The organism is Arcanobacterium phocisimile (assembly GCF_016904675.1).
In the GTDB taxonomy this organism is placed as follows: Bacteria; Actinomycetota; Actinomycetes; order Actinomycetales; family Actinomycetaceae; genus Arcanobacterium; species Arcanobacterium phocisimile.
The window spans coordinates 742,730-764,127 of the sequence record NZ_CP070228.1 but is presented as its reverse complement, the minus strand read 5'-3'; the positions used below and the strand labels follow the sequence as shown (position 1 = coordinate 764,127).

18 protein-coding genes are annotated in these 21,398 nt (G+C 50.7%); all 18 read right to left on the bottom strand.

Annotation, left to right across the window (positions count from 1 at the left end):
- Window positions 1-4 precede the first annotated feature (4 nt).
- The 18 genes from dnaE to JTE88_RS03285 all read right to left on the bottom strand — a co-directional run bounded on the left by dnaE (window position 5) and on the right by JTE88_RS03285 (window position 21,389).
- A complete protein-coding gene (gene dnaE / locus JTE88_RS03370; RefSeq protein ID WP_204425378.1) occupies window positions 5-3,556 on the bottom strand; it encodes a DNA polymerase III subunit alpha in 3,552 nt (1,183 codons plus the stop codon).
- Between the two features lie 57 nt (window positions 3,557-3,613).
- A complete protein-coding gene (locus tag JTE88_RS03365; RefSeq protein ID WP_204425377.1) occupies window positions 3,614-4,075 on the bottom strand; it encodes a GNAT family N-acetyltransferase in 462 nt (153 codons plus the stop codon).
- Complete coding sequence (locus JTE88_RS03360) at window positions 4,075-4,932, bottom strand: RluA family pseudouridine synthase (protein ID WP_204425742.1); 858 nt, start codon at window positions 4,930-4,932, stop codon at window positions 4,075-4,077. The genes JTE88_RS03365 and JTE88_RS03360 overlap by 1 nt, the downstream gene beginning before the upstream one ends.
- A 62-nt stretch (window positions 4,933-4,994) precedes the next feature.
- Window positions 4,995-5,507, bottom strand: coding sequence for a signal peptidase II (gene lspA / locus JTE88_RS03355; RefSeq protein WP_239519558.1), 513 nt, complete (start codon window positions 5,505-5,507; stop codon window positions 4,995-4,997).
- Between the two features lie 86 nt (window positions 5,508-5,593).
- Window positions 5,594-6,175, bottom strand: coding sequence for a DivIVA domain-containing protein (locus JTE88_RS03350; RefSeq protein ID WP_204425376.1), 582 nt, complete (start codon window positions 6,173-6,175; stop codon window positions 5,594-5,596).
- 170 nt (window positions 6,176-6,345) lie between these two features.
- Window positions 6,346-6,642 carry a YggT family protein gene (locus tag JTE88_RS03345; RefSeq protein WP_204425375.1) on the bottom strand — a complete coding sequence of 99 codons (297 nt, stop codon included), beginning with the start codon at window positions 6,640-6,642 and terminating at the stop codon, window positions 6,346-6,348.
- Between the two features lie 2 nt (window positions 6,643-6,644).
- Window positions 6,645-7,055 (bottom strand): cell division protein SepF, encoded by a 411-nt coding sequence (locus tag JTE88_RS03340; RefSeq protein WP_204425374.1) that lies wholly within the window; start codon window positions 7,053-7,055, stop codon window positions 6,645-6,647.
- A gap of 54 nt (window positions 7,056-7,109) precedes the next feature.
- Window positions 7,110-7,889: a peptidoglycan editing factor PgeF gene (gene pgeF / locus JTE88_RS03335; RefSeq protein WP_204425373.1), complete on the bottom strand. Its 780-nt coding sequence runs from the start codon at window positions 7,887-7,889 to the stop codon at window positions 7,110-7,112.
- Between the two features lie 99 nt (window positions 7,890-7,988).
- Complete coding sequence (gene ftsZ / locus JTE88_RS03330) at window positions 7,989-9,224, bottom strand: cell division protein FtsZ (RefSeq protein ID WP_204425372.1); 1,236 nt, start codon at window positions 9,222-9,224, stop codon at window positions 7,989-7,991.
- Between the two features lie 121 nt (window positions 9,225-9,345).
- Window positions 9,346-10,350 (bottom strand): cell division protein FtsQ/DivIB, encoded by a 1,005-nt coding sequence (locus JTE88_RS03325; protein ID WP_204425370.1) that lies wholly within the window; start codon window positions 10,348-10,350, stop codon window positions 9,346-9,348.
- Window positions 10,347-11,699, bottom strand: coding sequence for a UDP-N-acetylmuramate--L-alanine ligase (gene murC, locus JTE88_RS03320; RefSeq protein WP_204425738.1), 1,353 nt, complete (start codon window positions 11,697-11,699; stop codon window positions 10,347-10,349). Before murC ends, JTE88_RS03325 begins: the two co-directional genes overlap by 4 nt.
- A complete protein-coding gene (locus JTE88_RS03315; protein ID WP_204425368.1) occupies window positions 11,699-12,805 on the bottom strand; it encodes a UDP-N-acetylglucosamine--N-acetylmuramyl-(pentapeptide) pyrophosphoryl-undecaprenol N-acetylglucosamine transferase in 1,107 nt (368 codons plus the stop codon). Before JTE88_RS03315 ends, murC begins: the two co-directional genes overlap by 1 nt.
- Window positions 12,805-14,037, bottom strand: coding sequence for an FtsW/RodA/SpoVE family cell cycle protein (locus JTE88_RS03310; RefSeq protein ID WP_204425366.1), 1,233 nt, complete (start codon window positions 14,035-14,037; stop codon window positions 12,805-12,807). Before JTE88_RS03310 ends, JTE88_RS03315 begins: the two co-directional genes overlap by 1 nt.
- Window positions 14,037-15,539, bottom strand: a complete 1,503-nt coding sequence (murD, locus tag JTE88_RS03305) for a UDP-N-acetylmuramoyl-L-alanine--D-glutamate ligase (RefSeq protein WP_204425364.1) — start codon at window positions 15,537-15,539, stop codon at window positions 14,037-14,039. Before murD ends, JTE88_RS03310 begins: the two co-directional genes overlap by 1 nt.
- Window positions 15,521-16,606, bottom strand: coding sequence for a phospho-N-acetylmuramoyl-pentapeptide-transferase (gene mraY / locus JTE88_RS03300; protein ID WP_204425362.1), 1,086 nt, complete (start codon window positions 16,604-16,606; stop codon window positions 15,521-15,523). Before mraY ends, murD begins: the two co-directional genes overlap by 19 nt.
- On the bottom strand, window positions 16,607-18,025 hold the full coding sequence (locus JTE88_RS03295; protein WP_204425360.1) for a UDP-N-acetylmuramoyl-tripeptide--D-alanyl-D-alanine ligase: 1,419 nt from the start codon (window positions 18,023-18,025) through the stop codon (window positions 16,607-16,609).
- Window positions 18,022-19,527 carry a UDP-N-acetylmuramoyl-L-alanyl-D-glutamate--2,6-diaminopimelate ligase gene (locus tag JTE88_RS03290; RefSeq protein WP_239519557.1) on the bottom strand — a complete coding sequence of 502 codons (1,506 nt, stop codon included), beginning with the start codon at window positions 19,525-19,527 and terminating at the stop codon, window positions 18,022-18,024. The genes JTE88_RS03295 and JTE88_RS03290 overlap by 4 nt, the downstream gene beginning before the upstream one ends.
- Complete coding sequence (locus tag JTE88_RS03285) at window positions 19,503-21,389, bottom strand: peptidoglycan D,D-transpeptidase FtsI family protein (protein ID WP_239519556.1); 1,887 nt, start codon at window positions 21,387-21,389, stop codon at window positions 19,503-19,505. Before JTE88_RS03285 ends, JTE88_RS03290 begins: the two co-directional genes overlap by 25 nt.
- Window positions 21,390-21,398: the final 9 nt, after the last annotated feature.

Genomic DNA, 21,398 nt, shown 5'->3' with positions numbered 1-21,398 from the left:
TCTCCTATTGGTCCATCATTAGTGCGTTCTTCCCCAGCAAGACACGCAAACTAGAAAGCAATGCAGGATTGACTTGGACCGCATAGGAATCATGAAGCTGGACAACAGTGGTCTTCCCCATCTGCCGAACGTGCACTCGAATCGGAGCTTTGCCAGGATGCTGAGCTAAGGTATCGGCAAGTTTACGCATCATCTGTTGAGTAAGCATGCGTTCCGGGATCTGAATATCCAGCGGTGAATCTTCGGCAATACCAGCTAACTGCGGAACTTTCATATCCATCGCGTTTAGCTGTACCCCACTGTCACGAACCGACATGCGAGCCTTGATCGTGACCACGGAATCTGGGATTAAAAACTGTGAGACCGACTGGTAAGTAGCCGGGAAGAAATTCACTTCAATGGAGCCAGTGAAATCCTCGATAGTTGCGGTAGCCCACGTCTTTCCATTCTTTTGCGAAATACGAGTTTGGACGGCCGTAATCAAACCCGCAACAGTCACAATATGTCCATCTACCGGGTTCTCATCGTTTTGGATACCCAAAATGGTGTGGTCAGCAGCCCGATCAAGAAACGCTTCCAATCCCGACAATGGATGATCAGAAACATAAAGTCCGAGCATATCTCGTTCAATATTAAGCTTTTCTTTCTTGTCCCATTCCGGAAGATCTGGAACTTCAACGTTGAACGATTGTGCAATCGGATTGTCTTCCCCGAGACCGCCAAAAAGATCGAATTGCCCGCCTGCCTCGTTACGTTTAACTGGCAAAACTGCTTCGATAGCTTCTTCGTGGATGGCTACAAGAGCACGCCTGGAGTACCCCAACGAGTCAAAGGCGCCAGCCTTGATCAAGCACTCAATCCCACGTTTGTTCAATACCGAAGCCGGAACTTTATCGAGGAAGTCTTGGAAGGAAGTGAAAACTCCCTTCTCTTGTCGCGTCTGGATAATGCCTTCAACGACGTTCTTGCCAACATTGCGAACCGAGCTCAAACCGACTCGGACTTCGTCGCCCACTGCAGAATACACATCCATTGACTTATTAACGTCTGGAACATTGACACGAATGCCCATACGGCGAGTGTCAGCAAGGTAGGTTGCTACTTTCGTCTTGTTGTTTTGATTTGAGGTCAGTAACGCTGCCATATATTCACTTGGATAGTGTGCTTTAAGATAAGCCGTTTGGTAGGTTACTAATGCGTATGCTTCCGAATGGGACTTGTTAAACGCATATTGAGCGAATGGCACAAGAATATCCCACAGAGTATTAATCGCGTTATCAGAATATCCATGATCGCGCATGCCTTGGGCAAAGCCTTTGAACTGCTGTTGCAGCACGTCAGCTTTCTTTTTTCCCATTGCCTTACGCAAAATATCTGCTTGTCCTAAGGAGAAACCAGCAAGCTTCTGCGCAATACGCATAACTTGCTCTTGGAAGACAATCAAGCCGTGCGTTGAACCTAAAATATCTTCAAGGGCTTCGGCTAACTCCGGATGGATAGGAGTCTTTTCTTGCAGACCGTTCTTACGTAGAGCGTAATTAGTATGCGAATTCGCACCCATCGGACCTGGACGATAAAGCGCTGAAACTGCCGAAATATCGCCGAACATATCGGGCTTCATCTGTTTGAGCAACTGGCGCATACCCGGAGAATCTAGCTGGAAAATACCCAAGGTTTCAGCGCGACCTAACAGCTCGTACGTTTCCTTATCATCGAGCGGGATAGCATCAATATCCGGAGCTTGTTTGCCATTGTTACGAATATTTGCCAACGCACCTTCGATAACAGTCAAGTTGGACAATCCGAGGAAGTCCATCTTCACCAGACCCAATTCTTCACATTGCGGATATTCAAATTGGGTAATAATCGCCCCGTCCTGAAGACGTTTCATCACCGGAATAACATCAGTTAACGGCGTGGAAGACATGATAACTGCACACGCGTGAACGCCGGTCTGACGAGTCATTCCCTCCAAACCAAGCGCGAATTCAAAGACACGTTTAGCCTCCGCGTTACCATCCACAAATTCGCGGAATTCATCTGCTTCGTTGTAGCGAGCCGCCTGCTGATTGTATATATCTTTAACCGCAATCGATTTGCCCTGAACATCAGGCGGCAAAGCTTTCGTTAACTGGTCACCCATCTGGAATGGCATACCTAAAACTCGGGCGGCATCCTTCAACGCTTGCTTCGTTTTAATGGTTCCATATGTAACGACCTGCGCCACTTTATCAGTTCCGTACTTTTCTTCAACGTAACGGATAACTTCATCGCGACGACGATCGTCGAAGTCGACGTCGATATCAGGAAGCGAGACACGCTCGGGGTTTAAGAATCGTTCGAACAGCAAGTCGTGCTTAATCGGATCGAGTTGAGTAATCTCAAGCGCGTAAGCCACCATCGACCCAGCGCCTGAACCACGACCAGGACCCACTCGAATACCGTGTTCTTTCGCCCACTTAATATAATCGGAAACAACCAGGAAGTATCCTGGAAATCCCATCGAGGTGATAACGCCAACCTCATAATCGGCACGTTCTCGTACATGTTGCGGAATACTGCCGTTATAGCGCTTCATCAAACCAGCTTCTACCTGGTTAATGAACCACGACGTCTCATCTTCCCCCGGTGGCACTGGGAAAGCCGGCATGTAGCTAATGCCATCCGCAGTAGTTTGGAACGAAACGTTGCATCGTTCAGCGATAAGCAACGTGTTCTCAACCGCTTCTGGAAGATCTTCAAACTGGCGCCACATCTCCTCCGAAGACTTGATGTAGTAGCCATCCCCGTCGAATTTGAAACGATCGGGATCCATAAGTGTCGAACCGGAATTAATACACAACATGGCGTCTTGAATATCGCGATCTTCGCGTTTGACATAATGCGAATCGTTGGTCGCAATCAACGGAGCACCGATAATACGAGCAATTTTGATCAAGTCTTTTTGCACTCGGCGTTCAATCTCTAGGCCGTGATCCATCACCTCAACGAAGAAGTTATCTTTGCCGAAAATATCTTGTAATTCACCAGCAGCTTTAAGCGCCTCGTCCCAATGGCCTAACCGCAGGCGGGTCTGAATTTCTCCTGAAGGACACCCGGCAGTACCAATCAAACCATCATGATAGGTTTCAAGTAGCTCACGATCCATACGCGGCCACTTGCCCATTTGCCCCTCGAGTGACGCAAGAGAGTTCATCCGGAACAAGTTATGCATACCGGTATTGTTCTCCGACAGAAGGGTCATATGGGTGTATGCACCACGAGCTGAAACATCATCTGAACGTTGTGCCTCAGTACCCCACAACTGACGGGTCTGATCGAACCGCGACGTACCTGGCGTCATATATGCTTCAAGACCAATAATAGGCTTAATCCCAGCCGCCGTAGCCGCCTTATACATTTCATACGCACCAAACAAGTAACCATGATCCGTAATCGCAACGGCGGGCTGTTCGAGGCGAGCAACTTCTGCCACTAGTTTATTAATCTTCGCCGCTCCATCAAGCAACGAATAATCCGTATGAACATGCAAGTGCGCAAAGTTTTTTCCAGCCATGGCTATAGTCTAATGACTGCGTCCCACACATGTCTGGTGTCTAGGTCACGTAGATTCTCACATGCTCGATAACTTGACCGACATATCTTGATGCTCGATACCCGCGTCAAGATAGATCTCATCACTCACCGGTTGATATCCAAGCCGGCGATAAAAATCTATTGCTGTGAGCTGCGCCGACAAGAAAATCTCCACACCCTCATCGCCGGCAAAAATTTCGCGCGCAATCTCATGCAACTCAGCCATCACGCGTGCGCCAATACCCATTTTGCGTGCCTCACGGCGCACCGCAATCCGGCCGATATGAACATGTCCATCGTCATCGGCGAAAACCCGCCCAGTTCCAGCCGCCTCGCCCTCCCCAACTAAACGTACAACCACATGGTATGTACCTGGTGCAGTATCGCGCTCATCATACTCAAGTTCGAACGGAACATGTTGCTCGTCGACAAAAACTTCCCGACGCAACTGATAGGCCGCAGTTAAATCACTATTCCACAAAAGACGTTGAACATCCATTACAGTAAACCTGCACGCATCATGTCCAACGATTTTTGCAAGTCCTGCGGATAGTGCGATTCAACCTCTAGGTAATGTCCCGTCCGAGGATGATCAAAACCCAACCGCACTGCATGCAACCATTGACGCTCAAGCCCTACACGAGCAGACAGACGAGGATCAGCTCCATACATATCATCACCCACACACGGATGTTTCAACGCACTCATATGAACACGAATTTGGTGGGTGCGCCCAGTTTCAAGATGAACCTCAAGCAGGCTCGCTCCGGCCATCGCTTCAAGGGTGTCATAGTGTGTCACCGATGGCTTGCCGTCTGCTCGTACATTCATTCGCCATTGATGGCGATGATCACGCCCAATAGGAGCCTCTACCGTACCATTCATCGGGTCTGGATGGCCTTGGACAAGAGCGTGATAAATCTTGGTGACAGTACGATCTCGGAACGCCCGCTTCAAAACCGTATACGCCAGCTCTGACTTAGCGACAACCATCGCTCCAGTAGTACCTACGTCGAGCCGGTGCACAATTCCCATACGTTCTTGTGGCCCCGACGTCGTTAGCCTCACTCCCGCGGCAAGCAACGCACCTAATACATTCGGACCTTCAAAATTTTGCGAGGCGTGCGCAGCAACACCAGCGGGTTTATCGACGACGATAATATCTTCGTCTTCATACAACACACCCATGCCATCAACTGGGGTAGGCTGCGGTTCGAGACTCGCCGGTTGCGGAAGACTTACCGAGACCAATGCTCCAGCTGCAACTCGCTCAGACTTTCCAGGAACATGGCCATCAATGTGGACCTCGCCTCCCGCAATAAGCTCTGCAATTTGCGAGCGCGAAATCCCTGTCATTTTAGCTAGAACAACATCGATACGTTCGCCAGCAAAACCATCAGGAATGAAATATGTATGTGTCACGGCTTCTCCTCTGAGATGGTTTGAACCGTATGCGTCGTGGCATTGGGCGAACTGGGACTAAGTAGCTCATATATACCCCATACGGCAAAGCCAGCAACGAGCGCTATATCTGCAACATTGCCAATGAACCAATCTGAGTATTGAATAAAATCAACAACATGGCCTTGTGGGAAACCTGGATCGCGAAAGAGACGATCAATCAGATTCCCGATCGCGCCACCCCAAACTAGCGCAGCGGAAACGAGAACGACGCGAGAGCTTACCGACCGCAAGAAAAATGGAAAAGCGACGACGAAGGCCGTTGCTATGAGCGTAAATACCCACGTAGCGTTATCTAAGAATGAGAAAGCCGCACCCGGGTTATGTACCAGATGTAGGCTCAACCAATCGCCCAAGATAGGGAGAGTCCTGCCATCATTGAGAGCCAAAAGAGCCCAATGTTTAGATAATTGATCAATGATAACGGTAACGGTTGCAATGGCTAGGAGTATGAGATTCTTTTTCGTCACCTAGTGATTGTAGCAAAACTCCTGCGCAAGCAACGAGAAAGGGACCGACACTAACCGAGTGCCGGCCCCTTGAAACTCATATGCGACTACTGCTGGCTTGAGTCGACGTTGTGCAACAACGACTCCAAGTAGCTCTTCAAGCGTGTACGGTAGTCACGCTCGAAGTCACGAAGTTCAGCGATCTTGCGTTCGATGAGCGAACGCTCTTCTTCGAGCTTAGCCAAGGTACGGTTGTGAATATCCTCAGCTTCAGTGACGATACGTACCTTCTCGGCTTCACCTTCAGAAATCAATCGAGCATTCTCAGCCTTGCCGTCAGCAACAAACTGATCGTGCAGTTGCTTAGCCATTGCCAAAACGGATGCTGCTTCAACTGCTTCATTGTCAGTTGGCACAGGGGCCAATGATGTTGTGGATGTAGCATCGGTTGGAGCACTAGCCGATGCCTGTGGCTGGGAAGTACCCTGCGCATTTTCGAGTTCAGTGACCCGAGCCTCTGCACGTGCTAGCTTCTCCTGTAACTCTGCCTTTTCAGCAGTAAGCTTCGCAATAGTCTCAGCGACTTCATCCAGGAAGAAATCGACATCATCCTGATCATAGCCATCTGTGATGGATGCGGGCTCCTTGAACTGCTTGTTTACGACATCTTGTTCAGAAAGCTGAGCCATTTTTCACCTCGTTATAATTCTTGTACTCCGAATTGAGTACCTACCAGCATAGATTACTAGAGGATTGGCTTGAACGGGTAATTAAAGGCGAATTTTATCTAGGAGAAGGCGAAATAAAACACTTTTACCATAAGCTACTAGCATCTTATAGGATTAAGTACCCAAAGGAGCTAAAGTGCCGTAGCAAGTGCAATAGCGATGTTTTGTATCACCCGCACTGCGATGAAAACCACGATGAACCCGAGATCCAATGCAATCCCGCCCAAACGTAACGGAGGGATGTACCGATTGACCAAACGTAACGGCGGGTCAGTCAAAAAGTACACAGCATTGAAAACCACAACAAAGGCACTATCCGGATGCCAATCTCGCGTGAGGGATAACGTCAGGTCAACAATCACGCGTGCGAAAAGTACGAACGTGTAAAGACTGCAAAGCCAAATAACGGCGATAAAGAGATATGACATTATCACCCGAAGTTATGCGGTTCTTCAGCACCCATAGAATCAAGCTTAACTGCCTGAGGAGTTAGTAGGAAGACGTCCTCAGAAATCCGCGAAAATGCACCTTCAAGACCGAATACGAGACCGAGCGCAAAATCGACGATTCGTTTACGGTCTTCATTGGTCGCGTCAGAAAGATTCAAAATCACTGGAAGCCCATGTCGGTACTCCGTTGCAAAATCTTTCACATCCTTGAAGTCGGTTACCCAAACCGTAACGATCCGAGCGACCTCAGGAACTGCTGGAATCGAATGCAATGGGGCCACTGGAGCCTCATCCTCGAAATACTCCTCCTCTGGGTACTGATCGTATTGCTCGTAATCAACCTCATCTTCGTAAGGTGTAGCTTTTGCTGCGATTCGATCAAAAATTCCCATTGCACTCTCCTTTGGTCCTACTGTCATTAAACTATGCGCAAATCGCTGAAAAACCTAGTACATTGCGAGCGTGTCGTGCGGAATCAGCGAAATAATTCCAGCGAAGCGACCAGTGGGCCCAGATAACTGGGTGGCACGACGGTGGGAATAGTAGAGGGTAGATTCATAAGTACACTGATTGCTGATGTGAACAGATACTCCTCGTTCTTGCAATTGATGGATCCCACCGAGCGCAATATCAAGCCCCGGGCTCCCCCACCGGGTTACAGATCTCACTGCAGTGGGCATCTGTTGCGCGAGCTCTGCACCCACTTCATAGCATGCCTTACAGATATGCGGTCCAAACCAAACAGATATGTCATTAGTGTGTGAACCTCTAGCCAAAAACATGTCCACTGCCTTTCCCACAATCTCTTTTTCCATTCCAGCTCTGCCCATGTGTACAGCAGCAATTCGAGAACCTGTGCGGTCGGCTAAGAGGACAGGGACACAATCGGCAACCATAACAGCGAGTGCTAAACCTGTTTCGGGCACATCTCTACGCTCGAGAATAATCCCGTCTGCTTGTCCGACAGTAAGAAAACCATACGGATCTGTCGGTAAAATATCTGGATCCTGTGGGATGACCGACGCAACGTGCGCTCCATGGACTTGTTCCATCCACACAATCGGAACTCCGGTTCGCTTTTCCAAAAGTTTTCGATTCTGGACTACATTATCGGGGCGGTCACCAACATGAAAACCGAGATTCGCAGACGCGTAGAGCTTCTTAGACACGCCCCCTTCAACTGTCGTGAAGAAATGCGATATTCCAAAATTGCGATCATCAGCCATCAACTATTCCCTTGCTAGTACGTGATGCCAATGACAATATACAGCAGAGGCTGCAATGCGCCGAGCATTGCAGCCTCTGGATTGGACGTGGAATCGATCTTAATTACCGTTGACGAGGAAATCAGGAATGTCGAGGTCTGGTCGACGGTTAAACTTCTCATCTTCCAAAGTTGGCGGGACGTCCAAGGAGGTTGGTTGTTGCGGGGCTGGTTGAACTGGCACCACTGGAACATCTGGTGCAGGAGCTACTGGGGTACTCGCCTGCGGAGCAGGCTGACTTGGCTGCGAAGCAGGTTCAGCACTATGCGATGCTGGGTCAGCAATCACGTGCTTAGCACGGCTTTCATGACGCGCTTCACCTGGAGTGTGCTTCTTGGTTTGGGCGAGCAAATAATCGTTTTCCTGATCAAATCCAGCCGCAATAACAGTGAGGCGAACTTCGTCGCCAACGTTGTCATCGAACGTAACACCGAAGATGATGTTCGCATCGTCTGCGACCGATTCCTTGATCAGATCTGATGCCTGAGCTAATTCGTTCAAGCCGAAGCTCTCGGAAACTGTATAAGCGAGCAAAACACCGCGTGCACCATCGATGCGCGCTTCGAGCAGTGGCGATGATATTGCCATTTCAGCAGCACGCATTGCGCGATCTTCACCGGTAGCCACACCAATACCCATCAGCGCAGTACCAGCATCCTTCATGATTGCCTTCACATCCGCGAAGTCGAGGTTCACGAGACCCGGCTTGGTGATGAGATCTGAAATTCCTTGAACACCAGAGCGTAGGACTTGGTCTGCTAGACGATATGCCTCAATAACGGAAAGTGATTCCTCAGAAATCTGTAATAGGCGATCATTTGGGATGACGATTAGCGTATCGACTGCTTCACGTAGAGCTGCAATACCAGCATCGGCATTATTAGCACGCTGGCGACCTTCGAAGGTGAATGGGCGTGTGACTACGCCAATCGTCAAAATATCAAGGTCGCGTGCTATTTGCGCGACAACTGGCGCTGCGCCGGTTCCTGTACCGCCACCTTCGCCTGCTGTCACGAATACCATGTCAGCATCTTTAAGGGTTTCTTTGATTGTATCGGCGTTCTCTTCAGCAGCACGGCGACCGACCGTTGGATCTGCGCCGGCACCTAGACCGTTAGAGATATCGCGACCAATATCGAGTTTTGTCTCAGCTTCTGACTTAGCAAGACTCTGGTTGTCAGTGTTAACTGCAACGAAATCGACGCCAACCAGGCCGTCTTGAACCATGCGATCAACCGCGTTGACGCCGCCACCACCAACACCAACAACTTTGATGTTTGCATTGCTACTAAACATTTCTCTCGTTTCCCTTCGAAACCCTCAAGTGGAACTTGAAGTTTTATTCGTCCAACCTCGCGCAAAAGGTAGAGAAATATGGTGGCAGTTGCAAGAGTTTCCGGGGCGTGTTGCGAAATTGCTAACTAGTTACCGGAGCATTCGGTGCAGAAACATCAATTCTTGACACCGGCTGATTGACTAAGACCGCCAAAATACCAGCTTTTTGCTCATTATGTTCTGCCTGTCCCCACACAACGTTCCGCCCGTCACTCAAGGTTAGCGATATGAGCATATTGCGATCGATTGAAATCTGTCCGACAATCGCTCGCAGAGCCTCATTGAGCGAATTGAGTACTGTGGTCATCGAGTCCATGGCGATTTCTTGATCTAATTCTTCGGGGAGCTCACCAATCTTGATAAGTGAAGCCACACGATCTTGCGGCACCGCAATCCGTGTTCCATCCTGCGCAATCGCCTGACATTGCTCGCCGCTAACAACACATGCTACCGCCACACGTTCGACGACGTTGAAAACCAGCTTGTTTGGGAACTGATACTCCGAGGAAATCTTCGCTATTTCTGGGAGTACCTGGGAGACTTCTGCTTGGAGCTTCTGATCATCAAAAAGCAAGATTTGTTCCCCGTTATGTGCCCGCAGTACATCAGCTAATCGCGCACGATCGACGATCGATTCAGCAGACAGACCGCGAATATCCGTATCTTGAAACGAGTATGTCATAATCGACGAGAAGAAAATAAGCCAGATCAACACTGTGCTAGCAATTATCGAGCCAGAGAAAATCGCAAATCGCTTGAACTGAATACGACGCTGTTCCGCGCGCCGTTCGAGACGTCGTTGGCTGAGTTCAATCGGCTCGTCTGCACGATCAACTAAATCATGATCATTTTGGACAGATATCTCCAGATAGCCGGCTTCCTCGGTGGTGTCGCCATAATTATACGATTCATCCGACTCATCGATGTCTAAATCCGCAAAATCCTGAGGGTCAACCGGAGCAGTAGGAACGTAGTCTTGCGTATAATCTGGCAGATCACGCGCCGACGTTTCACCCCCAGAGGTTCGTTCGACGACCGCACTCGGATCGAGCGGCATAGGCTTGCGCGGTTTTCGTGGTGTCCTCATGAGTTCAACTCATCGATGATTACTGCAGCCATACGTGTGATATTACCGGCTCCCATTGTCAAGATGACATCTCCAGGTTTGGCACGTTGAGCTATAAGGCGTGCCGCTACTGACATATCCGGTTCATAGCTCGCCTTGGAAGAGAGCTCCACGATGGCATCACCTTCGACACCGTCAGTAGGGACTTCTCGTGCTGCATACACGCTGGTGACGATCACGTCATCAGCAAGGTCAAGTGCCTGTGCAAAAGCTGAGGCGAAGTTTTTGGTGCGCGAATACAAATGTGGCTGGAAAATGACGTGCACCCGCTCAGAAGTAATAGATCGTGCAGTATGCAAGGTCGCTTCAACTTCTGTCGGGTGATGAGCGTAGTCGTCTATCACTCGGATGCCGTCAACCTCTCCACGCACTTCGAAGCGGCGCCCGGTCCCTCGGAAGGATTCCAAAGCGTGTCCACATGCTTGAGGCTCATAACCGAGATCACAACATGCCAACCACGCACCAACTGCATTAAGTCCCATATGCTCCCCGGGAACAGGGAGAACAAAATTCACTGTCTGAGAAGCACGCTGTGCACCTATTTGAGTTTTACCCCTGTAGTTGGTGTCGAAAATTACCAGAGTGTGATCGCCGGGATAGGGACGGGTTCCGTAGGTGGCAACACGTCTGCCCGCTTCACGAGCGATATCTGCAAGCCAGCGAGCCCCTGGATCATCGGTGCAGCAAATCAATAAACCGCCTGGCACAATCTTATTGGCGAAATCAACAAAGGCTTGCTGAAACTTTTCGGTGCTTCCATAGTGGTCTAAGTGATCGGGTTCCACATTGGTCACTACCGCGATACGCGGAGAATAGTTCAAAAATGAGCCGTCGGATTCATCGGCTTCGGCTACCATGGCCGATCCAATACCCAAGTATCCTCCTGGTTGAGCGCCGGCCAAATGACCCCCAATAGCACGGGAAGGATCGGCTCCTAGTTCACCTAGCGCAACAGCGATCATTGCTGAGGTAGACGTCTTTCCGTGCGCACCGGCAACAGCGATAAAATCGCGATCTCCGGCAGCATAGGCAAGAGCTTGGGAACGATGCCAGATTTCTTGGCCGCGTTCGACAGCGATTATCATTTCGGGGTTATCTGGCTTGATGGCGCTTGAGCGTACAACGACCGCATCTGAAGGCACGTTGAGCGCATTATGCCCAACCGACGTCGCTACACCAAGCTCACGCAGTTGTTCCAAGACAACCGATTCTTCCCGGTCCGATCCCGATACAGTATGCCCTTCGGCGGTTAACAAACGAGCGACGACGTTCATCCCCGCTCCGCCGACTCCAATAAGATGAAACTTCATCATTCACCTGCAATTTCAATCGCGAACTGAGCCAACTTCGTCGCCGCATCTGAAGGAGCGACACTGCGCGCCTGCTGACTCATGTGTTGGCGCCGATCAGTTTCTAACAACGCTGGCACATGCTCACGCACCCACTCAGGAGTGAAATCACTGTTGTCAACGAGTACTCCTCCGCCTACATCGACCACATCTTTTGCATTTTTTGCCTGCTCGCCATTGCCAATGGGAAGCGGCACAAAAACTGTGGGGATGCCAAGGCTTGAAGCTTCTGAGACCATGCCCGCCCCAGAGCGTGCGATCAGTACATCTGCAAGAGCATAGACTTCTTCCATATCTGTCACATAGTCGACAACAACATAATCTGGGTTGTCCCCTACTGAGTCACGTACAGGCCGGTCTTTTTCTTTTCCGGTGATATGCAGTACCTGGGCCTGCAGATCAGGACCTGCTTCTTGCATGGTTTCGTTAAGTTTGACAGCACCGAGCGAACCGCCAGAAACGACGACGATGGGCCGCTGGGGGTCTAATCCAAAGCGTTGAGCTGCGACTTGACGACGGCGAAGTCGCGACGAATCATCAGAATTTGCAAGTTCCGAAATTGCGGAACGCAACGGCAACCCGACAGTGACCGTAACGCCTTTCTTTGCCCGGAGCGGCGTGGACGGGAACGTGAGCGCCACAACACGCGCATGCTGGGCACCTAACTTGTTAGCCATACCGGGAACCGCATTTGCCTCATGGACAATAATCGGAATTCCTTCTTTCACTGCCGCGCGATACAGGGGCGACGAAGCATACCCGCCAAATCCAATCACACAAGATGCTTGAGTGTCCCGCAGTATTTTCCTGCCTTGGCGCACTGCACGCAAAAAACGCCATGGAAATGTCACCATGTTGGTGTTGATACGACGCGGAAAAGGAGCCCGCTCTACTAATTCCAGGTCGAAGCGAGCTGCCGGAATGAGATCGTTTTCCAAGCCCCCGGTAGTTCCGACTGCAGTAATGCGGGCCTCAGGAACAGCCGAACGAATTGCCGACGCGGTTGCAATCAAAGGATTGACGTGACCGGCTGTACCGCCACCACACAACACAACACTTAAAGTCATTACTTCCTCCGAATAAGTGCTCGAGCTTGGCGTACAAGACCACGTCGGGCAGTAAACGATTCTTTCACGCCCGGAACATCAAACGCGGTTGCGGCCACAACACCTAACATCCATACGGTAGCCATCATAGACGAACCACCCATTGAAACGAACGGCAACGGCACACCGAACACTGGTAGTAATCCAGCCACAACCCACATATTTGCAAATGCTTGACCACACAGCCATAGTGCTGCACCAACTGCCAATAACTGTGCATAGCGATCATAGTGGTTCATAGCAATGCGCAACAGTGCCCAGCCAAGAGCTAGGAAAAGCAAAATGATCGTCACTACACCAATTAATCCCAACTCTTCGCCAATAACAGCGAAAATAAAATCGGTGTGAGCTTCTGCCAAATCCCGCCATTTCTCTTTCCCAGCACCGATACCGGCACCAGTAACACCACCAGAGCCGAACGCAAATAATGCATAGTCAGACTGGGTGGGTGTGATTGTTCCTGGTAGCGTAAACAGATTCGCAAGATAATCACCCACACGGTACAAGCGTGAGGGACGGATGACAACCAAAATAGTTGCCGCAAAGCCGAACAGGAATGCTGGTGGGACTAGCTGACGTGCGCGCATGCCAGAAAGCCAAAACATTCCGCCACCAATAAGCACGAACACCAGGCCCGTACCCACGTCACCGCCCATCACAACGACGCCGATAGAAATTCCGAATCCGAGTGCCGGGATGATGATCGTTTTATAGCTTTGAATTTCTGCCAACGATAAGCGAGCGAGCATCATAGCTAACCATATGATGAGCGCCAGTTTGAGAAACTCCGAAGGCTGGACGGCAGCGCCGCCGATACGCAACCAGTTGTTGTTTCCTGCCACGCCGTCACCGTCTTGGAGCAAAACTAATGTTTGCAAGAAAATACCTAGGAAGAGCAAAAGTGGTGAAAAACGTTTGACGAATCGGAACGGGACTATGGCAAGCACAATAGCACCCACGATACCGAGCACAGCAAAGACTGACTGACGCAAAGCTACGGAGAATAACTGCGTCGTCGGGTCGTTAGCAACTGCTGAAATTGATGATGGCGCGGTAGCGGAAAACACCATAAAAACGCCAATAGCAATGAGCATCAATGCCGAAGCTACCATCAATAGCAATGAGTGCAGAATGACATTGCGCCGAGCAAGATCCGCGTCCTCAAGATCGTGTGCTGGCCGGTGTGTCGTCATTAGTCCTCCTCGCCAACAGTCACAAGCTCTTCAACGGCCTGCGCAAACTTATCTCCGCGTTCGCCGTAACTGAAAAATTGATCTTGCGAGGCAGACGCAGGAGCTAGAAGAACAGTTTGCCCTGGCTGTGCAAGGTGGTATGCCTGTGCCACAGCTTCCATCATAGGGTGTTCCACATGAGCGTCTATATATGTTACTGGGATATTGAGCTGGTCTAAGGCGGCACGCCACGGCGATTGATCTACGCCGATGACGACAACCCCGGCTAGTCGGTTTGCTATGCGGGTAACCAGATCGTCAAATGTCGCACCTTTTGCGAGACCACCAGCGATCCAGACGGTGCTTTTCGGATCTTGAGCGAGTAGGGAGGCTTGTGCCGCATGGGCGTTCGTAGCTTTCGAATCGTCAATAAACCGAACCCCGTTATGTTCAGCCACAAGTTCAATTCGATGCGCGCCGGGATGGAAATTGCGTAAACCTTGCGCAATCGCCGGAGCCGGGGTGCCTACAGATCGTGCTAGGGCACTCGCAGCTAATGCATCTTTAACTATATGGACAGGGAGATCGTATCCAGGTGGCGCTAAGTGGGCAAGATCGTCAATCGTAAAAAGCTCTGTAGCGTTGGCATGCGCCTGACGAACAAACGCTCGATCTACTGCAACCTCTTCAACAAAGCCAAGTTCTCCGCGCGAAGGAATACCAAGTGAAACACCGATCGCACGCGCACCTTCGGTAACGTCTGCATTATCAACCATACCTTGTACCACCCGATCTCCTATTGGATATACACAGGCAATATGGGTACGTTCGTAAATGGAGGCTTTTGCACCAGCATACTCGGCGCGGCTGGCATGCCATTCGAGGTGGTCGTCAGCGAGGTTGAGCACAACGGCCGACGTCGGTTCCATCGAATAGGTTGCAGCTAATTGGAAAGAAGATAGTTCCAAGGCGAACACTTCAGGTGCTTGATCACTGAGATCCGATACTGCAGTAACCGCTGGCGTGCCAACATTGCCCACCGCAAGAGCGCGTTTCCCCCCGGCGTTAAGCATAGCTTCGAGCATGGAGACCGTTGTTGTTTTACCGTTTGTTCCAGTGATACACAACCATGGTGAGAACTGGCCGTCTTCATCACACGAGCGCAGATGCCAAGCCAATTCAATCTCGGACCACACTGGCACCCCTGCTGCACGCAAGGCCTGCCATTCAGGGCCAGTTTGCCGGAAGCCAGGCGCAATCACCACGAGTTCTGGTTCCCAAGCAAGGAGCCGAGCAAGCAACGTCGCGGGCTCGTCAGAGGCGAAAGACTCTTCAATCCGGGCAGAAGTTATCTGTAAAATCGCCTTTTGCGAGCTGTCCCAGATACTCAAACGTGCAGAAGTATGCTCCGTGAGGGCATCAATGCATGCACGTCCGGAAACCCCCACACCAAGAATCGCAATCTTTTTATTATCGAAAAACTGAGCTTCTGGAATATGCCGCTTCACTGTTGAGCCAACCATTCAGCATAAAATAAAAACATTCCAGCGGAGATGAACAAACCTTGGATTAGCCAGAAGCGTACTACGATAGTGACTTCTTTCCAACCTTTCAGCTCGAAATGGTGATGCAACGGAGCCATGCGGAAAACTCGTTTACCCGTCATTTTAAAAACGCCGATCTGAATAACGTCGGAGATAACGATAACGACGAACAGACCACCAAGTAAAACAGCGAGAACTTCGGTACGCGTCAAAATTGATACCCCAGCAAAAGCGCCACCGAGAGCTAGCGAACCAGTGTCACCCATGAAAATCGCTGCAGGTGAGGTGTTGTGCCATAAGAATCCAAAACAAGCACCAACGATGGCTGCACAAATAATGGCGATTTCGCGCGGATCGCGCACATCGTAACAGCCAGTGTTCGTCGCTACAATCGACTCACACGGCTGATAATACTGCCAGATCCCAACGATCGTGTATGCACCAAACGCCAGCATAGAAGCACCGGCGGCCAAGCCATCCAAGCCGTCTGTAAGATTGACTCCATTTGACCATGCACTAATGAGGAAATTTGCCCATAGTACGAAGAGGACAACGCCGAGGATTGACCCCCAGGCGGCAAGATTAATCGGAGTATCGCGGACAAAGGAGATAGCTGTCGAACCCGGAGTGCGGTGTGCCTCATTCGGGAATTGCAAGGAAAGCACCGCGAACGTGATGCCCACGGTTCCCAGACCGAGCATTTTTGCGCGGGGAGTCAAACCAAGCGATCGTTCTTTTCGGACCTTAATAAAGTCGTCCATAAAACCGACAGCACCCATTCCAAGCATCAAGCCGAGCAACAAGTATCCGGTGATGGTCGGGATGCGCTGAGTAGCGATATTTGCAATCGCCCAACCTACAATGGTTGCGGCAATGATGACGACACCACCCATCGTCGGAGTACCACGCTTGACGAGATGGGTTGTTGGCCCGTCTTCACGAATAAATTGACCATACGAACGTCGTTCAAGGACCCTGATTAAGAACGGGGTACCTAGCAACGCAATGATCAGCGCTGTTCCAAGTGCTATAAGAATCGCGAGCATTTAGCGATCTATCTCCTTTAAAGCATCTGCGAGGCGCCATACCCCAGAACCATGTGAACCTTTTATTAAGACTACGTCGTCAGCGAGCATAAGAGTATTAAGCAACTCTATACCTTCGCTCACACTAGGTAGTTCATATACATGCACTCCGCCTTCACGGGCCTGCGTGATAGTTGGTTCCATTCCAGAACCAATCCCGATAAGGATGTCGATCCCTAGATCGGCCACGATTCGACCGACTTCGTGGTGCTCAAGTACTGACGACTCCCCCAGTTCAAGCATTTGGCCAAGCACAGCAATAGTGCGTTTGCCCCGCCCTAGATGAGCTAAGGCCCGCAAACCGGCACGCATTGAATCCGGGTTTGCATTATAAGAATCATCAATGATTGTGACTTTGTCACGATCCCACACATCCATCCGGTGCGGACTTCCAGCATGGGTGTGGGAGAGAATATGGGCGCATTGGTCAACTGTTGATCCCAAAAGAATCGCAACGCTTGCTGCAGCCAAAGCGTTTGCCACATGATGTTCGCCAACCAAACCGAGTTCGACTGCCGCTTGTTGGGTGCCATAATGGAGAACAAAAGAAGCATGACCGGTATCGGATGTGTGTATATCGGAAGCCCACACGCCTTCGGTATAAGCTCCCGAAGCGGAGAAAAAGAGAACCTCACCGTGGGCTTTGTGTACCATGTGGCGTACTCGTTCGTCGTCGTAGTTCAAAACGACGACGCCGCCGGCGCGAGTTCCACGAACGAGCTCTGACTTGGCAAGAGCAATGTTGTCGATTCCACCAAATTCACCGACGTGGGCTCGCCCCACCGCTAAAACTACAGAAATGTCTGGTTGTACGATGCCAGTCAGGTAATCGATATTACCGATATGGTCCGCACCCATTTCCACAACCAGGGTGGCAGTTTCTTTCGTGGCTTGGAGGACAGTTAACGGCAAGCCCAGCTCGTTGTTGAACGAGCCTGGCGGGGCAACCACTGGCCCGCGGGCTGCAAGTAACTGCGCTAGCAGATCTTTCGTCGTTGTTTTCCCTACTGAACCGGTGACACCAACGACGCGAAAATCAGGTGCCCCACCAGCACGCAATGCTGCTGCTTGGTCGTGTGCCAATAACCCCAAAGCACGAATCGGATCATCAACTGTCACCAGTGCCTGCGGGTCAGCACCACTGGCTATCGCTTGTTGCGGATTGGCTGTTAAAACACCTGCCGCGCCGGCTTCAATAGCCGCGTGCGCGAATCGGTTTCCATCCACCCGCTCTCCAGCGATAGCAACGAACAAATCACCGGCACTGATACGACGATTATCAGTCGACACTCCGTTCACTTCACGCACTGCCATATCGGCAGGTGCTGTGAGGCACCCTTTAACACTATGTGCTACCTGCTGTAAGGAGACGGTAATCATCTACTGGCCTTTCGCTGAGAGAGTCCGGCACGAGCAACCTCACGATCGTCGATTTCAATCAGAGTACCGTTGACGTCTTGGAAACGTTCGTGCCCTCGTCCAGCAATCAGTATAGTATCTGCTGGTTGTGCGCCCACAATTGTCTCTACGATTGCGGTGCGCCGATCCGGTATTTCCTGCCATGTAAAGCCGTCTGGGATCCCGGCAATAAGATCTTGGCGAATTTGGGCTGGATCCTCACTGTGTGGATCGTCATCTGTAACTATTAATACGTCAGCAAGTTCAGCAACAACGCGAGCCATTGCGGGGCGTTTCGAGACGTCACGGTCGCCTGCCGAACCAGTAATCACAATAAGTTTTCCGCTGGTTGATGAGCGAAGCGCAGTCATTGCCTTAGCAAGCGCATCCTCGTTGTGGGCAAAATCGACCACCACCCGCGGCTCCTGGCCAATGATTTCCATCCGGCCAGGCACTATTGTGTTCACTCCACCGGTTTGTTGGAGTGCCCGCTCGATGCTCTCTAACGAATGCCCTCCACAGGCGACCATTGCGACCGCCAATGCCGCGTTGGCAATATTGAACTCCCCAGATAGCGACGACGTGGTGTGCACACGTTCTCCATTCGGCGCAACCAACGTAAATGCTTGTCCATCACGATCTGTCAGGTGCCAAGCATCAGCGTTGATTTCGTTGATATAAAGCGCCTCGAGATGTATGCGATCGCGCCCGACGATACGTCTACCCCATTCACTGTCGGTAATAACGACGCCAGTTTTTGCATATTTTTCCGTGAAAAGTTCAGCTTTGGCCTCAAAATATTCAACCAAAGTGTGATGAAAGTCCAGATGATCTTGTGTCAGGTTTGTAAATCCAGCAACCGTATATTGCACTGGATCAATTCTTCCTTGCGCGATGGCATGAGAAGAGACCTCCATAACAAGGCTCGTTCCGCCTTGTTCGACCAGTGTTGCCAACATTGCCTGCAAATCCGCTGGCTGTGGAGTTGTGAGTGTAGCTGGAACCTCGACGCCAGCTATCTGCACCGAAACCGTACCGATAAGACCGGTTGTTTCGCCGAGCGCACGTAGGATGTGGTCAATCATAAAAGCGGTCGTGGTTTTACCGTTGGTCCCGGTAACCGCGTACGTTGTCAGGTGTTGTGCTGGATTGCCATAGATGACCGCTGCTAGTTTGCCAACATTAGCGGTGACATGCGGATCTATCACTAACGGGATATCGGCGCTAATCAGTTCAGCTCCAGCAGGATCAGTGATAATAGCGTGCGCACCGGCTGCCGCCGCCGCATCCCCATAACGGGCGCCATGAACGTGTTGCCCTGGCAACGCAAAGAAAAGATCACCAGGGAGCACGTGGCGGTTATCAGCAGTTGCTCCGGTCAGAAGAATATCTGCGTACTGGGGGTCGCAATCAGGCACTACCTGGCCTAAGCTGACCGGGCTAACATGTTGAGGACGTATCATTGCATCTCGCTTAGAGTCCATGGATATTTCATAAGAGGTTCACTTGAGGGGGCTACGCCTAACAGGCGCATCGCAAATTTCCCAATATCGGCAAATACTGGGGCTGCGGTAACCGAACCATAACCGGGGCCTGAAGGATTATACATAACCACGGCGATAGCTACTTGTGGTTTCTCCGCAGGCACCAATCCTACGAAGGTACCCACACGTTTAGTCAAGTTTCCGTTTTCATCTGGAACTTCCGCAGTACCAGTTTTTCCGGCAACGTTATATCCCGGTATTCGCGCTAATTCACCGGTTGAATCGCTACGGGTGACGCCTTGGAGGATACTATTTGCTGCACGAGCTGCTTCTGGAGAAACAACTTGTTCGGATGCACCAATCACGGTTGGTTCAAAAACTCCGTTCCCGTCGTAGACACCATCGACGATATGTAACGGGACGCGCACCCCATCATTTCCTACGATGGAGATCATCTGTCCGAGTTGGACGGTTGATGCTGCCCATGACTGGCCGATCATCGTGGTATATCGTGTTCGATCATCCCATTCGGCGTCGGACTTCAGGAAACCATCTACTTCGCCAGGCAGTTCGATACCGGTTTTATGGCCAATTCCGAATTTTTGGAGCATGCCGTACCGATAGTTATCGTCAACCAAGTCACCTATCTGAATGAGACCGGTGTTGTAGGATTTCCCAATGATACCTGCAACCGTCATTGTTTCAGTCGCATGGGGGTCATTATCCGAAAATTCTTGACCGTTGGGCATGGTGATGCGATCTGGGACGACGAAAGTCGACGTTGGTGAAATAGCACCTGTTTCCAATGCGCTAGATAGGGTGATAATTTTTCCGGTCGATCCCGGCTCAACAACTGCCTGGACAGCTCGAGAATTCCAATCTCCTGGTTTCACTTCAGCCAAGTTTGACGGATCTGGCGTTGAAGAGTCGCCTAAAGCCAAAATACGCCCAGTACCGATTTCGATAGCAACAGCAGCTCCCCACTCGGCGTTTGTACGCTTGACAGCAGAATCGAGGGCTTCTTGTGTAGCTAGCTGCAAATCACGATTAATAGTGAGTTGCACTTTACCGCCATCAACAGCAGGTACTTCTTTCTTCGGGGCTTGTGGGAAGACCGTACCCCATGGCCCTACTTCAACTGATAGCTCACCGTTTTCACCACTTAACAAACTGTTGTAACTAGCTTCGATACCAGCGCGACCAGCAACGGTGTCGTCGTCAGCGGTGACACCTGTGTACCCGAGAATATTTCCACCCACATATCCGTTGGGATAAAAACGTTGCATATAACGCTCTGGATAGATGCCATGAATCCCCAAGGCTGAGATATCTCGCCAGGTATCCGGTGAAACATCACGCTTAACAAGGGTCCACTGATTTTTTTCTTCACCGCCGAGGAATATACCGGCAAGTTCTGCTTGATCCATATCCAAGATTGGAGCAACTTTTTTTGCAGCCGCCGCCGCTCCCGTTCCAACGAGATTATTATCATCGTCGTATTCGTTAAAGCTCGCAATTTCCAGCTGATTGACGCGAATATTGTAGCGTTCAACTGATGTTGCCAGGATATTTCCTTTGCCATCAACAATATCGCCGCGCTTGGCTTCTAGCATGATGGATTGCGTACGCAGCTGCCGAGCAGTCTGCGCTAACTGTGGTGCACTGAGTACTTGTAGTTGGAAAAGACGGAGGAACAATAGTAAGGCGACGATCAACACGACGACTATCGTGAACGATAGTCGCTTGTTAGTAAATTTCCGGCCAGCAACTCCGCCACCCCGCCCTTGGCCCATCCCGGCGCGATAGTTGTCAATGAGTCGCTGGGTAAGGGAGACCGAGTCGTTTTCTATACGGTCATCCACCTTGACCCT

Bases quoted from the DNA above. Each gene is read 5' to 3' on its own strand.
- dnaE (WP_204425378.1), bottom strand. From the start codon at position 3,556: ATGGCTGGAAAAAACTTTGCGCACTTGCATGTTCATACGGATTATTCG.
- JTE88_RS03365 (WP_204425377.1), bottom strand. From the start codon at position 4,075: ATGGATGTTCAACGTCTTTTGTGGAATAGTGATTTAACTGCGGCCTAT.
- JTE88_RS03360 (WP_204425742.1), bottom strand. From the start codon at position 4,932: ATGACAGGGATTTCGCGCTCGCAAATTGCAGAGCTTATTGCGGGAGGC.
- JTE88_RS03350 (WP_204425376.1), bottom strand. From the start codon at position 6,175: ATGGCTCAGCTTTCTGAACAAGATGTCGTAAACAAGCAGTTCAAGGAG.
- JTE88_RS03345 (WP_204425375.1), bottom strand. From the start codon at position 6,642: ATGTCATATCTCTTTATCGCCGTTATTTGGCTTTGCAGTCTTTACACG.
- JTE88_RS03340 (WP_204425374.1), bottom strand. From the start codon at position 7,055: ATGGGAATTTTTGATCGAATCGCAGCAAAAGCTACACCTTACGAAGAT.
- pgeF (WP_204425373.1), bottom strand. From the start codon at position 7,889: ATGGCTGATGATCGCAATTTTGGAATATCGCATTTCTTCACGACAGTT.
- ftsZ (WP_204425372.1), bottom strand. From the start codon at position 9,224: ATGTTTAGTAGCAATGCAAACATCAAAGTTGTTGGTGTTGGTGGTGGC.
- JTE88_RS03325 (WP_204425370.1), bottom strand. From the start codon at position 10,350: ATGAGGACACCACGAAAACCGCGCAAGCCTATGCCGCTCGATCCGAGT.
- murC (WP_204425738.1), bottom strand. From the start codon at position 11,699: ATGAAGTTTCATCTTATTGGAGTCGGCGGAGCGGGGATGAACGTCGTC.
- JTE88_RS03315 (WP_204425368.1), bottom strand. From the start codon at position 12,805: ATGACTTTAAGTGTTGTGTTGTGTGGTGGCGGTACAGCCGGTCACGTC.
- JTE88_RS03310 (WP_204425366.1), bottom strand. From the start codon at position 14,037: ATGACGACACACCGGCCAGCACACGATCTTGAGGACGCGGATCTTGCT.
- murD (WP_204425364.1), bottom strand. From the start codon at position 15,539: ATGGTTGGCTCAACAGTGAAGCGGCATATTCCAGAAGCTCAGTTTTTC.
- mraY (WP_204425362.1), bottom strand. From the start codon at position 16,606: ATGCTCGCGATTCTTATAGCACTTGGAACAGCGCTGATCATTGCGTTG.
- JTE88_RS03295 (WP_204425360.1), bottom strand. From the start codon at position 18,025: ATGATTACCGTCTCCTTACAGCAGGTAGCACATAGTGTTAAAGGGTGC.
- JTE88_RS03290 (WP_239519557.1), bottom strand. From the start codon at position 19,527: ATGGACTCTAAGCGAGATGCAATGATACGTCCTCAACATGTTAGCCCG.